A 13,546-nucleotide genomic window follows, 5' to 3' on the forward strand; every position below is an offset into this window, starting at 1 on the left:
ACGGCTTTAGGCACGCCTCCAATGCTAATCGAAAACTTCTTCGAATATCTATTCGGGCGGCTGATGTGCTATTGGCGGTCGTACGCCGCGGCGAGCAGTTGAACGGCCTCCGCGAAGCTGGCGCCCTGGGCTTTAGCGGCGGCCGCGAATTCCGCGGCGGCCGCGCTCAGTGAGCCCCAGGCCTCGTCGCGGGCGCACACAACGGTGCCGTTCCGGCCGCGGGTCGCGACGACGCCGGCGGCCTCGAGTTCCTTGTAGGCGCGGGCCACGGTGTGCGGCGCCACGCCGAGGTCGGCGGCCAGGCTGCGGACCGCGGGCAGCCGGGTGCCGGGCGCGAGCGTCCCGTCGTCGGCCCGTTCGATGATGTTCAGCCGGAGCTGTTCGAACAGCGGCACCGAGCTGCCAGTGTTGGGTTTCCAGTTACCGGGAAACCGGGCCAGCCCGGACTCCGCCGCGGTCACAGTTCGGGCTCCAGGACACCGTCGAATTGTTCGCGGCCGGCGAACTGGGCGCGGTAGAGGCCGGTGTACAGGCCCTCCCCCGCCATCAGTTCCTGGTGGTTCCCTTGTTCTACAATCCGTCCGTGGTCCATGACCAGAATTAGATCAGCGTCGCGGACGGTGGACAAGCGGTGCGCGATCACGAAGCTGGTCCGGCCCTGCCTCAGCCGGGCCATCGCCTGCCGGATCTGCACCTCCGTGCGGCTGTCCACCGAACTGGTGGCCTCGTCGAGGATCAGGATGCTGCGCCCGGCCAGTTGCGCCCTGGCGATCGAGATGAGCTGGCGCTGGCCGCGGCTGAGCGAGTCGCCGTCGTTGCCGAGCATGGTGGCGTAGCCGGCCGGCAGGGCCCGGACAAACTGGTCCACGTGGCTCGCCTGCGCCGCCGCGGTGATGTCCGCGTCGGCCGCGCCGGGCCGGCCGTATTCGATGTTTTCCCGGATGCTCCCGGTGAACAGCCAGGCGTCCTGCATCACGGTGCCGATGGTTGCCCGCAGCCCGTCGCGCGGCAGCTCCGCGATGTCCACGCCGTCCACCGTGATCCGCCCGGCGTCCAGTTCGTAGAAGCGCAGCAGGAGGTTGGCCACGGTGGTTTTGCCGGCGCCGGTGTGGCCCACGATCGCCACGGTCTGGCCCGGTTCCACGGTGAAGGTGAGGTCCTGCACCACGGGGGCGCCCGGGGTGTAGCCGAAGGTGGCGCCCTCGAAGGTGACCCGGCCCGCGGGTGTGGCGGCGGGTTCCCCCGCGGCCGCCCGCGCGGCGGCCGCCCGCGCACCGCCGGCGGCGGCGGGCGCGGCGTCCGCGGGGATTTCCGGTGCGTCCAGCAGCGCGAAGACCCGTTCGGCGGAGGCGGCGCAGGACTGCATCAGGGTGAGCATGCCGCCGATCTGGCCCATCGGCTGGCTGAAGAGCCGGCTGAACTGGATAAACGCCTGGACGCCGCCGATCGTCATGGTGCCGGCGGCGACCTGGAGCGCGCCGATCACCGCGACCGCGATGTAGTTGAGATTGGACACGAAGATCATCAGCGGCTGCACGACGCCGGACAGGTACTGGGCGCCCGCGGCCGCCCGGAAGAGCCGCTCGTTGCCCTCCCGGAAGGTGGCCGCGGCGGCCTGCTGCCGGCCGAACGCCTTGATCACCTCATGGCCGGTGAAGAACTCCTCCAGATGTGAATGCAGATCGCCGGTGCTGGCCCACTGCTCGGTGAAGTGGGCCTGGGACCTCCGCGCCACGAGCACGGTGATCACGGTGGAGACCGGGACCGAGGCCAGGGCAACGAGGGCCAGCAGCGGGGACAGCCAGGTCATCATGGCCAGGGCGCCGGTGAGCATGAGGACCGACATGATGAGCTGGTTGAGCAACTGGTTCAGGGCCTGCGAGACGTTGTCGACGTCGTTGGTGGCACGGCTGAGCACGTCGCCGCGGTGCTGGTCGTCGAAGTGGCTGGAAGGCAGCAGGTGCAGCTTGTGCTCCACGGAGGCGCGGAGGCCGTAGCTGAGCCGCTGCACGGCCGTCGCGGTCAGGGCGCCCTGGATCCAGCTGAACAGCGAGGCGCCCAGGTACATAAGCGCCACCGCGAGCAGCAGCCGGCCAAGTTTCGTCTCGTCAAACTCGCCGCGCACCACACTTTCCACCACGACGTCGGTGGCGTCACCGAGGTATTTGGGTGCGGCCACGTTCAGCGCGGCGAAGCCGCAGGTCGCGGCGATGACCCCGGCCATCCGGGCGCGCACCGGCCGCAGCAGCCCGAGCAGCCTTCCGGCGGCCCGCCATTTGGCGGCGGTCCCGGCGGCGGCGGGGAACGCGGCGCTCACGCGGTTTCCTCAAGGACCAGCTGGGAGGCGGCGATCTCCTGGTAGGTGCGCGAGGTCGCCAACAGCTCCTTGTGGGTGCCCTGCGCCACCAGCCGGCCGTCCTCGAGCACCAGGATCAGTCCGGCGTCCACGATGGTGGACACACGCTCGGCCACCACCAGCACCGTGGCGCTCCGCAGCAGCGGTTCCAGCGCGGCGCGGAGCCGCTCGTCGGTGCCGTAGTCGAGGGCGGAGAAGCTGTCATCGAAGACGTAGACGGGGGCGGGCCGGAGCAGGGCCCGGGCGATGCACAGGCGCTGGCGCTGGCCGCCGGAGAAGTTGGTGCCGCCCTGGCTGACCGGGGCGTCGAGTCCGCCGTCCAGCTCCCGGACGAACTCCGCGGCCTGGGCGGTTTCGAGTGCCCGCCACAGGTCCCCGTCGCCGGCGTCGGGCCGGCCCATCCGCAGGTTTTCCGCGAGGGTGCCCGAGAACAGGTAGGAGTGTTGGGGCACCACGGCCATCCGCTCCCGCAGCGACGCCAGCGGCAGCGAACGGGTTTCGCGGCCGCCGACGCTGATAGTTCCTTCCGTCGGGTCGATGAAACGCGGCAGCAGGTTCAGCAGCGTGGTCTTGCCGCTGCCGGTGGCCCCGACGATGGCCGTGGTGGTGCCGGGGCGCGCGGTGAACGTGACGCCGGCCAGGACCGGCGCCTCGGCCCCGGGGTAGGCGAAGGCGACGTCGCGGAACTCCACGGTGCCGTCCGGAACGGGCCTGTCCGGCGGCGGGCCATCCGGCGCTGCTTTGTCCGGGACCGCGAGCCCGTGCCCGGCGGCCGGCCCGTCGATGGACGGCTCGGTGTCCAGGACGGCCTGGATGCGCTCGGCGCAGGCCGCCGCCCGCGGGGCCGTGGTGAAAACGTACATCGCCATCATGATGGCGATCAGGATCTGCAGGATGTACGCGATGAACGCGGTCAGGGCCCCGAGCCGCATCTCGCCGGACTGGATCCGGTGGCCGCCGAACCAGACCACAGCGACCGAGGACAGATTCACCACCACCATGATCAGCGGATTCATTCGGGCCACCAGCAGCGCGGAGTCCAGGTTGTTGCGGGTGAGGTCCTTGTTGGCGGCGTCGAAGCGGCGGATCTCGTGGTCCTGCCGGACGAAGCCGCGAATGACGTTGGCGCCGATGATTTGCTCGCGGAGCACCCGGCTGATCCGGTCGATGAGCGTCTGGCCCTGCCGGTAGAGCGGAATCAGGCGGCGCACGATCAGGAACATGATCACGGCGAGGACCGGGATAACGGCCACCACAATCCCGGTCAGGGCGAGATCCTGGTGCAGGGCGAGGGCGATGCCGCCGATGAAGCTGGCGGGCGCGGCGACGAGCATGGTGAAGGCGAGGACCGTGAGGTTCTGGATCTGGGTGACGTCGTTGGTGGCCCGGGTGACGAGGCTGGGCGCCCCGAACACCCCGACCTCCTGCGACGAGAGTGTCTGCACCCTGGCGAACAGCTCCTCGCGCAGTTCCCTGCCGACGCGCATGGCGACCACCGCTCCGAGGTAGCCGGCGGCGATCGCGGCGCCCACCTGGAGTGCGGCAACCCCGGCCATCGCAACGCCCAGCCGCAGGATCACCGGCGTGTTGCCGGCGACGATGCCGTCGTCGATGATGGCAGCGTTCAGGGTGGGGAGCATCAGGTTCGCCGCGGTCTGCACAAGTTGCAGGCAGATGATGGCCAGGACGGTCATCCTGTGGGCGGCGAGCAGCCTCCCGATCAGGTTTAAGAGCACCGAACCTCCATCATCAGAACAGGGCTCGGATCCGGAACAGACGGCGGCCGCCCCCAGACCGCTTTGTCATTGTATGCCCACGACACACCGCCTGTTGTCACACGGCGTGTCACATCCGTCAAAACGGCGGGAGTCCGGGAATCTTCCGGAAGGCGCGGCGCCGGATGGCGGTGCCGGCCGGGGGGTTTGGCCGCGCTTCTGGGCAACGGCGAAGATCCGCCGGAACGGGAACACCGTTCCGTGCGGGCCGGGCGGATAGGCCTCGCGGAGCGCCCGCGCGTACTCCGCTTCGAACGCCGCGGCCTCCGCGGCCGTGAGCGCGTCCAGCACCGGGCGCAGCCCGGTGCCCCGCACCCAGTCGAGCACGGGGTCGGTTCCCGGCAGGAGCTGCAGGTAGGTGGTCTCCCAGGCATCGGCGTCGCAGCCGGCGTCGAGCATCAGCTCAAGGTAGTCGGCGGGCTCGGCCACCACGTCCTCGTGGCGGAGCACGCCGGCAAGGCGGGCTGACCACGCGTCCGTGCCGGCCAGGGCGCGCATCAGGGTGTGCGACGGGGCATGGAAGTTGCCCGGCACCTGGAGGGCGAACCAGGCGCCCGGCCGCAGCGCTCCAAGCCAGCGGCGCAGCAGTTCCCGGTGCCCGGGAATCCACTGCAGGGCGGCGTTCGTGACGACGACGTCGGTCTCCGGCGCCGGCAGCCACCCGGCGATGTCCGCCAGGCCGAAGGTCAGGTTCGCGGCGCCGGCGGAAAAGGCGCCGGACTGCGCGAGCATCTCGGCGGAGGAATCGAGCCCCTCCACCGCCGCCCCGGGCCAGCGTGCGGCCAGGGTGGCGGTGAGGTTGCCGGGCCCGCAGCCGAGGTCGACGACGTGCCGCGGCGCGGCGGCGCGGATGCGTGCGGTCAGGTCGAAGAACGGCCTGTCCCGGTAGTCGCCGAACTGCACGTAGCTGGCTGGATCCCACTTCACGCATTTCCTCCGCTTCACCCGTGGACTCTCAGGCGAAGCCTAACCCCGCGGCGCCGGCGGACCGTGCCGCCGGCGCCTCGGGCGGGGTTACGCCGCGGCCAGCCCCCGGATCCAGGTCTCCAGCTCGGCAAGGGTCTGGCCGGTGATGCCGTGGCCGCCCGGGTCGCGCCGGGAATGCGCGGCGGCCCCGGATTCCGCCAGCAGATATTGCCAGGTGCGCGCCAGCAGCTCAGGGGGAATCACCCGGTCCTGCTCACCGTGGGCGACGAAGACCGGGACGCCGGCCAGCTGCCCCGCGGCGACGGGCACACCGGCGTCGAACGGCAGAGTCCCGTAGAGGATGGCCGCGCCGGCAAATCGTGCCGGGTCGGCGAGCAGGAGGCCGCCGGCGAAGGCCGCGCCGCCGCTGAAGCCGACCAGCACGACCGGCCGTCCGTCGGGAGCGACCGTATCGAGCCAGGTCCGGAACCAGGACATCGTGCCGGCCAGGGATTCAGCGACCGGGCGGCCGATGCCGCGGTTGGCGAACCAGGCATAGCCGCCGCCCTCGGCGATCGGCGCCCGGACAGCAGCGTAGGCCGGCCCGGAGGGCAGCCGGTCGGCTAGGCCAAGGATTTCCCGTTCATTGGAGCCCCGGCCGTGCAGCAGTACCACCAGCGGCGCCGCCGGGTCGGACGAGCCGGCAGTCGCCACCACGGGATCCGTGAAGGTGGTTTCCATTTAGTTGGTGACCTTCAGTCCGGTGTCCCAGTTGAAGTCGGAGAACTCGGGGTTGGCCTGGAGGGTCATCAGGACGAACTGGAAGCCCTCGAGTTCCCGGGACCGCTTGAGCGGGCCGACGACGAGCGGGCGCAGCCCGGCGGCCTCGACAAAGCTGCTGACCGCGCCGGTGGCGGCGGCGTCGTCCCCGGCAATGAAGACGTCCAGCGGCTGGCCGCCGGACTGGCCGGCAAGCAAGGTTCCGGCGAAGGTCGTGTTGAAAGCCTTCACCACGTGGGCGCCGGCGGGGGCAAGACGGGCAATTTCCTCGGCGGCGGAGGTGTCCGGGCCGACGACCAGGGAGTCGAAGGTCTCGAAGTTCACCGGGTTGGTGATGTCAACGAGGGTCTTGCCGGCCAGGGCCTCGCCGTAGTTGCTCACCACGGATGTGGCGGCGGCGAAGGGGACGGCCAGGACGACGATGCCGCCCTGCGGCACGTCGGCGGTGCTGCCGAAGGCGACGCCAGCGCCGAGCTCGGCCGCCAGCGCCTGGGCCTTGGCGGCGTCCTGGCCGAGGATTTCAACGCTGCGGCCGGCGGCGAGGGCGGTGGTCGCGATGCCACGGGCCATGTTGCCGTTGCCGATGATGGTGATGTCAGTCATGGGGTTCTTCTTTCCAAAGATGCGGGCCAGGAGGGTTTTCATCAGGGTCTGTTCTGCCGGGTGGTGAAATGTTTAGTTGAAGCTACAACCAACATACGCTCAGAAAGTTGAAAGGTCAAGCAATGGCGTGGGACCGCTTATGACCGCCGCCGGCCGTCCGGCGGCCCACTAAGCTGGAAGGCAATGAAACTCGTAGATCAGCTCCCCGCCCCGGCCGCCCGCGTCCCCGGCAGGACCGGCCTTGACCCGGATGAGCTCTACACGCGGTTTGTCGAGTGGACGGAGAGCCGCGGGTTGGCCTTGTACGCCGCGCAGGACGAGGCCGTGATGGAGCTCGCGGCGGGTTCCAACGTCATTCTGGCGACGCCGACAGGGTCGGGGAAGTCGCTGGTGGCCATCGCGGCGCATTTCCAAGCCATGGCCCGCGGCGCCCGGAGCTACTACACCGCCCCGATCAAGGCCCTGGTGTCGGAGAAGTTCTTCGCATTGTGCGAGATTTTCGGCGCCGAGAACGTCGGCATGATCACCGGTGATTCCGGCGTCAACCAGGACGCGCCGATCATCTGCTGCACGGCCGAGATCCTGGCGAACGTCGCCCTGCGCGAGGGAGCGGCCGCGGACCTCGGCACGGTCATCATGGACGAGTTCCACTTCTACTCCGACCCGCAGCGCGGCTGGGCGTGGCAGGTGCCGCTCTTGGAGCTGCCGCAGGCCCAGTTCCTGCTGATGTCCGCCACCCTCGGCGACGTCAGCCGGTTCGAGGAGGGCATCAGCGAGCTCACCGGGCGCCCGACGACGACCGTCAGTTCGGCCGAGCGGCCCATCCCGCTGCACTTCTACTACCAGCAGACCCCCGTGCACGAGACGCTCGAGGAGCTGCTGTCCACCAAGCAGGTGCCCGTCTACGTGGTCCACTTCAGCCAGCTTGAGGCGATCGACCGGGCGCAGAACCTGATGAGCATCAACGTCTGCACCCGGGAGGAAAAGGACAAAATCGCGGAGCTGATCGCCGGGTTCCGCTTCGCCGCCGGTTTTGGCAAGACCCTCAACCGGCTGGTGCGGCACGGCATCGGCGTGCACCACGCCGGGATGCTGCCCAAGTACCGCCGGCTCGTCGAGCAGCTGGCCCAGGCCGGCCTGCTCAAGGTCATCTGCGGCACCGACACGCTCGGCGTCGGCATCAACGTCCCCATCCGCACGGTGCTGCTGACGGCGCTCAGCAAGTACGACGGCGTCCGCACCCGGCCGCTGAACTCCCGCGAGTTCCACCAGATCGCGGGCCGGGCAGGCCGGGCCGGCTACGACACCGCCGGGACCGTGGTGGTCCAGGCCCCCGAGCACGTGATCGAGAACGTCAAGGCGATGGCCAAGGCGACGGCGAAGTTCGGCGACGACCAGAAGAAGCTGCGCCAGGTGGTCAAGAAGAAGCCGCCGGAGGGCTTTGTCTCCTGGGGCGAACCCACCTACAAGCGGCTGGTGGAATCGGTGCCGGACCCGCTGGTCTCCAGCTTCACCGTGACGCACGCGATGCTGATGAACCTGATGGAGCGCCCCGGCGACCCGTTCAAGGCCGCGCGCCGGCTGCTGACAGAGAACCATGAGCCCCGCGCCGCGCAGCTGCGGCTGATGAAAAAGGCCCTGGGCATCTACCGGGAGCTGCTCGCAGCCGGCGTCGTCGAGCGGATCCCGCCGGCGGAGCAGGGCCCGGACGGCCGCAGTGTCCGCCTCACCGTGCACCTGCAGGCCAACTTCGCCCTGAACCAGCCGCTGTCCCCCTTCGCCCTCGCGGCCCTCGAGCTGCTGGATCCGGATTCGCCGTCGTACGCCCTCGACGTCGTTTCGGTGATCGAGTCGACGCTGGAGAAACCGCGGCAGATCCTCTCCGCGCAGCAGAAGAAGGCCCGCGGCGAGGCGATCGCCGCCATGAAGGCCGACGGGATCGACTACGACCAGCGGATGGCCATGCTGGAGGACGTCACGTACCCGCAGCCGCTCGCGGAGATCCTCGGCGAGGCGTTCGAGGTGTACCGCAAGGCCGCCCCGTGGATCGGCGATTTCGAACTCGCCCCCAAGTCCGTGATCAGGGACATGTACGAACGGGCCATGAACTTCGGCGAGTTCGTGCAGTTCTACGGCCTGGCCCGGTCCGAGGGCATTGTGCTGCGCTACCTGGCCGACGGCTTCAAGGCGCTCCGGCAGACCGTGCCGCAGGACGCGCTGCGTGAGGACCTCGAGGACCTCATCGCGTGGCTCGGCGAGCTGGTCCGGCAGGTGGACTCGAGCCTGCTGGACGAGTGGGAGGAACTTACCTCCGGCGCCGCCCCGACCCCGCATGACGCGCCGCCGCCCCCGCCGCCGTCGCTGACCTCCAACATCCGGGCCTTCCGGGTGATGGTCCGCAACGAGATGTTCCGCAGGGTGGAGCTGTTCGCCGACGAGGCCGCCACCGCCCTGGGCGAGCTCGACGGCGGCTCCGGCTGGGACGCGGAGCGCTGGGAGGACGCGCTCGACGACTACTTCGAGGAGCACCAGGACATCGGCACCGGCCCGGATGCCCGCGGGCCCGGGCTCCTGATCATCACCGAGGAACCCGGCACCTGGAAGGTCCGGCAGATCTTCGACGACCCGGCCGGGAACCACGACTGGGGCATCTCTGCCGAGGTGGACCTGGCCGCCTCGGACGAGACCGGCACCGCCGTCGTCCGCGTGACCGACGTGAACCGGCTGTAGCCGCTAGTAAACTTGCGGTCATGAGTGTAATCCGCCCGGCCACCGCCCACGACGTCCCCGCCATCCTGCAGATGATCCATGACCTGGCCGTCTACGAGAAGGAGCCGGACGCCGTCCGGAATACCCCCGAAATGCTCACGGAGGTGCTGTTCGGCGACAACCCGCGGGTCTACGCGACCATGGCCGAGAACGAGGCCGGGGCCGTGCAGGGCTTCGCGCTGTGGTTCCTGAACTACTCCACCTGGGAGGGCGTGCACGGGATCTACCTCGAGGACCTCTATGTGATGCCGGAGGCCCGCGGCGCCGGGCACGGCAAGGCGCTGCTGCAGCACCTGGCCGCGACCGCCGTGGACCGCGGCTACGCCCGGGTGGAGTGGAGCGTGCTGGACTGGAACGAACCCTCGATCGCCTTCTACCGGAACCTTGGCGCCGCCCCGATGGACGAATGGTCCACGTTCCGGCTCACCGGCGAGGCCCTGGCGGCGTTCGGCGGCGACCGGACGGCGGCAGCCCGTGGCTGACACCGCGGCAACCGCGGCAACCGCGGCAACCGCGGCGGCCACGACGGCCGGGGTGCCGCACATCGTCAAAGCCAGGCACGACTACCGCGGCATGCGGACCGCCGAGCACTACTTCGAGGTCCCGCTGGACCACTTCGGCGGCGCCGGCGAGACGATCACGGTCTTCGCCCGGGAGTACGTCTCCGCGGACCACAGCGTGGAGGCCGCCGCGGACCTGCCGTGGCTGCTGTACCTGCAGGGCGGCCCGGGCGGGCGGGGCAACCGCTTCCCGGCCCTGGGCGGCTGGAGCAAGGCCGCGGCAAAGGACTTCCGCATCCTGATGCTGGACCAGCGCGGCACCGGGCTCTCCTCCCCCATCGACCGCCGCACCCTGCCCCTGCGCGGCAGCGAACTGGACCAGGCGCAGTACCTGGAGCATTTCCGGGCCGACTCGATCGTGGCCGACGCCGAAGCGATCCGGCGGGCCCTCGGCGCCGCCCCCTGGACCATCTACGGGCAGAGCTACGGCGGCTTCTGCGCCCTGAGCTACCTGTCCTTCGCCCCCGAGGGCCTGCACGAGGCGCTGATCACCGGCGGCCTGCCGCCCCTGACCGGCCCCGCGGACCGGGTCTACCAGGCGACGTTCGCGCGGGTGGCGGCCCGCAACGCCGAATACTTCGGCTGGTACCCGCAGGACCGGGAGCAGGTCAACCGGATCGCCCGACACCTGCGCGAGGCGGAGGAACTCCTGCCCGACGGCAGCCGGCTCACCGTGGAACGGTTCCAGATGGTGGGCTCCTACCTTGGCGGCAACACCCGCGTCGACGGGCTGCACCACCTGCTCGAGGACGCGTTCGTCAGCACGCCCGACGGCGACCGGCTCTCCGACGGGTTCCTGGAACAGGTCCGCGGCCTCGTGTCCCGGGCCTCCAACCCGCTGTACGCGCTGATGCACGAATCGATCTACGGCCAGGGCGAGGCCACCGACTGGGCGGCGCTGCGGGTGCTCCAGGACTTCCCGGAGTTCCGCCCGGACACCGCCGCTCCCCTGCTGACCGGCGAGATGGTCTACCCGTGGTACTTCGACCAGGACCCGGCGCTGCGCCCCCTCCGCACGGTGGCACAGCTGCTCGCCGAGAAGGACGACTGGAAACGGCTCTACGACCCACAGCGGCTGGCCCTGAACAGCGTGCCGGTGGCGGCCGCCGTGTACAGCGACGACATCTACGTGGACCGGGAGCTCTCACTGGAGACCGCCGCCGCCGTGTGCGGCCTGCAGGTGTGGGAGACGGATGAGTTCCACCACGACGGCATTGCAGACGACGGCGAGGCCATCTTCGGCCGCCTGCTCGGCATGGCCCGCGCCGCCCGGGCCTGACCGGCCCGGGGTTCGCGGCGTCGGGCCCTTAGCCGGCGGCCCGGGTGCGTCCTTAGCCGGCGGCCGGTTCCGTGCTGCGGCGGGACCGGATGGCCGCGGGCAGCGCGACCCCGAACACCGCGGCGGCTACGGCGGCCGCGAGCAGGTTCAGCCCCTGGTAGCCGATTCCGCTCATCACCAGGCCGGCGAAGCCCGACCCCACGGCCCCGGCCACGCCCATCAGGGTGTCGGACACGCCCTGGACCAGGACCCGGTCCCCGGGAGCGACGCTCTCCGCGAGCAGCGTGGACCCGGCGATGGTGGCCGCGGACCAGCCAAGTCCCAGCAGCACCAGCCCGGTCGTAACCAGCACCGGCTGACCCTGGCCAAAGCCGGCGACGCAGACGGCCAGCAGGATCAGCCCGTGGCCCAGCAGGATCACCGGGAGCCGGCCCACCCGGTCGGTGAGCCACCCCATCACGGGTGAGAGGGCGTACATCCCGGCGATATGCAGCGAAATGGTGAAGCCGATCAGCACAAAGACGTCCGTGCTGGCGGCGTGCGCGTGCCCGGCGGGGTGCCCGGCCAGCGGGCCTTCGGTGAGCAGCTGCAGGTGCAGCGGCGTCATCGACATCACGGCGGCCATGCAGCCGTGCGCGGCGACGACGGCGAGCAGTGCCAGCCGGGCGCGGGGTGCTGCCCGGACCGCGCGCAGGCCGTTCCGCAGCGCGTGCCTTCCCCGGCGTCCCGTGGTCCCTTTCGCCGGTTCCTCGGCGGCGCCGCGGAGCCGTGCGGCCAGCAGCAGCGGATCGGGGCGGAGCCCGATCAGCAGCAGCAGCGCGGCGAGGGCCAGTCCCGCCGTCGAAAACACGAAGGGCCCGGAGATCGGCGGCAGACCCAGCGCCTGCCCCACGAGCGCGCCGGGCTGGATCAGGTTGGGCCCGGCCACGGCCCCGGCCGTCACGGCCCAGACCACGATCGCCAGCGAGCGTCCCCGGTGCTCGGGGTCGGCGAGGTCGACGGCGGCGAAGCGGGCCTGCAGGTTCGCCGCCGTGCCGAGGCCCAGCAGGGCGGCGCCGAGCAGCAGGACCGGGAAGGCGCCGGTGACGGTGGCCAGGATGACCAGCAGGGCGCCGGTCATCGCGGCGAGCAGCCCGGTCACCAGGGCAGCACGGCGCCCGCGCCGGCCGGCCAGCCCGGCCAGCGGCAGGGCGGTCAGCGCCGCCGCCAGCGTCATGGTGGTGGTGACTGAACCCGCCCAGGCGTTGGAGCCGGCGAGCTGGACGGCCAGCAGCGAGCCGACGGACAGGCTGGCCCCGCTGCCCACCCCGCTGAGGAGCTGGGCGGCGCTGAGCACAACAACGGTACGGCGCTGCACCCGTTGCGGGTGCAGCGCCGTACCGGCCGCCGTGGCGGCATCAAAGATTTTCACGCTCCGAGCTTAGCCGGTGCCCGGACCGCCGGCGGCCGCGCCGCGGGCCTGACGGAGCCGGTCCTGCCGGCTACTCGGCGTCGGTGAGGCTCTTGCGGGAGTCCTCTTCGAGCCGGGCGTCGAGCTTCGCCTTGGAGGCCTTGGAGCTGACCAGGCTGGCGACGACCGCGATGATGATGGTGCCGATGATCACGCCCAGCGAGACGTAGGTGGGGATCTCGGGGGCCCATTCGATGTGCTTGCCGCCGTTGATGAAGGGCAGTTCGTTGACGTGCATGGCGTGCAGCACCAGCTTGACGCCGATGAAGGCGAGGATGACGGAGAGCGCGTGCTTGAGGTAGATGAGCCGGTTCATCAGGCCGCCGAGCAGGAAGTACAGCTGCCGCAGGCCCATCAGGGCGAAGATGTTGGCCGTGAAGACGATGAACGCGCTCTGGGTCAGGCCGAAGATGGCGGGGATGGAGTCCACTGCGAAGAGCAGGTCGGTCATGCCGATGGTCACGAAGACGATCAGCATGGGGGTGAAGACCTTCTTGCCGTCGACCTCGGTGCGGAGCTTGCCGCCGTCGAACTTCTCCGACATCGGCAGGACCTTCCGGATCCGGGCGATCAGCGGGTTTTCCTTGTCCTCCTCGTCCTCGCCTTCGTCCTGCGCCTGCTTCCAGGCGGTCCAGAGCAGGAACGCGCCGAAGATGTAGAAGACCCAGCTGAATTGTTCGATCACAATCGCGCCGAGCAGGATGAAGATGCCGCGCAGCACCAGGGCGATGATGATGCCCACCATCAGCACTTCCTGCTGGTACTTACGGGGTACCGAGAAGCGGGCCATGATGATGATAAAGACAAACAGGTTGTCGATGCTCAGGCTGTACTCCGTCACCCAGCCGGCGAGGAACTGGCCCCCATATTCCGGGCCGGTGAACAGAAACATGGCTCCGGCGAAGACGAGCGCCAGTGCGATGTAGAAGGAGACCCAGAGGCCGGCTTCCTTCATCGAGGGCTCATGCGGCCGCTTCAGCACCAGAAGCAGGTCGATGGCGAGGATGATGCCGAGAACGACGAAGGAGCCGATCTCGAACCAGAGGGGAAGTTCGGGCACGTAGATAC

Annotated in this window: 11 protein-coding genes; 3 read left to right on the top strand and 8 right to left on the bottom strand. The window is 70.1% G+C overall.

The features are described from left to right. Nucleotides 1-68: 68 nt before the first annotated feature. The 6 genes from E7Y32_RS13990 to E7Y32_RS14015 form a co-directional block, all read right to left on the bottom strand. A complete protein-coding gene (locus tag E7Y32_RS13990) occupies nt 69-461 on the bottom strand; it encodes a GntR family transcriptional regulator (RefSeq protein WP_186466992.1) in 393 nt (130 codons plus the stop codon). Then, nucleotides 458-2,317 (bottom strand): ABC transporter ATP-binding protein, encoded by a 1,860-nt coding sequence (locus E7Y32_RS13995; RefSeq protein WP_395940427.1) that lies wholly within the window; start codon nt 2,315-2,317, stop codon nt 458-460. The genes E7Y32_RS13990 and E7Y32_RS13995 overlap by 4 nt, the downstream gene beginning before the upstream one ends. Beyond that, entirely contained in the window at nt 2,314-4,092 is a 1,779-nt protein-coding gene (locus tag E7Y32_RS14000; protein WP_261382451.1) for an ABC transporter ATP-binding protein, read from the bottom strand. The genes E7Y32_RS13995 and E7Y32_RS14000 overlap by 4 nt, the downstream gene beginning before the upstream one ends. Before the next feature lie 66 nt (nt 4,093-4,158). Then, complete coding sequence (locus tag E7Y32_RS14005) at nt 4,159-5,058, bottom strand: trans-aconitate 2-methyltransferase (protein ID WP_146337652.1); 900 nt, start codon at nt 5,056-5,058, stop codon at nt 4,159-4,161. Nucleotides 5,059-5,145: 87 nt separating this feature from the next. After that, entirely contained in the window at nt 5,146-5,778 is a 633-nt protein-coding gene (locus E7Y32_RS14010; protein WP_146337653.1) for an alpha/beta hydrolase, read from the bottom strand. Next, the gene (locus tag E7Y32_RS14015) at nt 5,779-6,420 is read right to left on the bottom strand and encodes an NADPH-dependent F420 reductase (protein WP_146337654.1); all 642 of its coding nucleotides are present in this window, start codon (nt 6,418-6,420) and stop codon (nt 5,779-5,781) included. A gap of 183 nt (nt 6,421-6,603) precedes the next feature. On the opposite strand from E7Y32_RS14015, the gene E7Y32_RS14020 reads away from it, so the two are divergent. From E7Y32_RS14020 to E7Y32_RS14030, 3 genes are all read left to right on the top strand, one after another. Next, nucleotides 6,604-9,150 carry an RNA helicase gene (locus E7Y32_RS14020; RefSeq protein ID WP_146337655.1) on the top strand — a complete coding sequence of 849 codons (2,547 nt, stop codon included), beginning with the start codon at nt 6,604-6,606 and terminating at the stop codon, nt 9,148-9,150. 20 nt (nt 9,151-9,170) lie between these two features. Beyond that, nucleotides 9,171-9,671, top strand: coding sequence for a GNAT family N-acetyltransferase (locus E7Y32_RS14025; RefSeq protein ID WP_146337656.1), 501 nt, complete (start codon nt 9,171-9,173; stop codon nt 9,669-9,671). A gap of 91 nt (nt 9,672-9,762) precedes the next feature. Further along, nucleotides 9,763-11,028, top strand: a complete 1,266-nt coding sequence (locus E7Y32_RS14030; protein WP_146338710.1) for an alpha/beta fold hydrolase — start codon at nt 9,763-9,765, stop codon at nt 11,026-11,028. A 52-nt stretch (nt 11,029-11,080) separates the two neighbouring features. Here E7Y32_RS14030 and E7Y32_RS14035 read toward each other — a convergent pair whose 3' ends face one another. Together E7Y32_RS14035 and E7Y32_RS14040 are read right to left on the bottom strand one after the other, a co-directional pair. Then, a complete protein-coding gene (locus tag E7Y32_RS14035; protein ID WP_261382452.1) occupies nt 11,081-12,439 on the bottom strand; it encodes an MFS transporter in 1,359 nt (452 codons plus the stop codon). A gap of 70 nt (nt 12,440-12,509) precedes the next feature. After that, nucleotides 12,510-13,538: a TerC family protein gene (locus tag E7Y32_RS14040; RefSeq protein ID WP_146337657.1), complete on the bottom strand. Its 1,029-nt coding sequence runs from the start codon at nt 13,536-13,538 to the stop codon at nt 12,510-12,512. Between the last annotated feature and the right edge of the window lie 8 nt (nt 13,539-13,546).

It is taken from the genome of Arthrobacter sp. UKPF54-2 (assembly GCF_007858535.1).
Classification (GTDB): Bacteria; Actinomycetota; Actinomycetes; order Actinomycetales; family Micrococcaceae; genus Arthrobacter.

What these genes read in the sequence shown, in the direction of transcription:
- E7Y32_RS14030 (WP_146338710.1), top strand. Translation starts at nt 9,763, where the DNA reads ATGCGGACCGCCGAGCACTACTTCGAGGTCCCGCTGGACCACTTCGGC.
- E7Y32_RS14015 (WP_146337654.1), bottom strand. Translation starts at nt 6,420, where the DNA reads ATGACTGACATCACCATCATCGGCAACGGCAACATGGCCCGTGGCATC.
- E7Y32_RS14025 (WP_146337656.1), top strand. Translation starts at nt 9,171, where the DNA reads ATGAGTGTAATCCGCCCGGCCACCGCCCACGACGTCCCCGCCATCCTG.
- E7Y32_RS14020 (WP_146337655.1), top strand. Translation starts at nt 6,604, where the DNA reads ATGAAACTCGTAGATCAGCTCCCCGCCCCGGCCGCCCGCGTCCCCGGC.
- E7Y32_RS14010 (WP_146337653.1), bottom strand. Translation starts at nt 5,778, where the DNA reads ATGGAAACCACCTTCACGGATCCCGTGGTGGCGACTGCCGGCTCGTCC.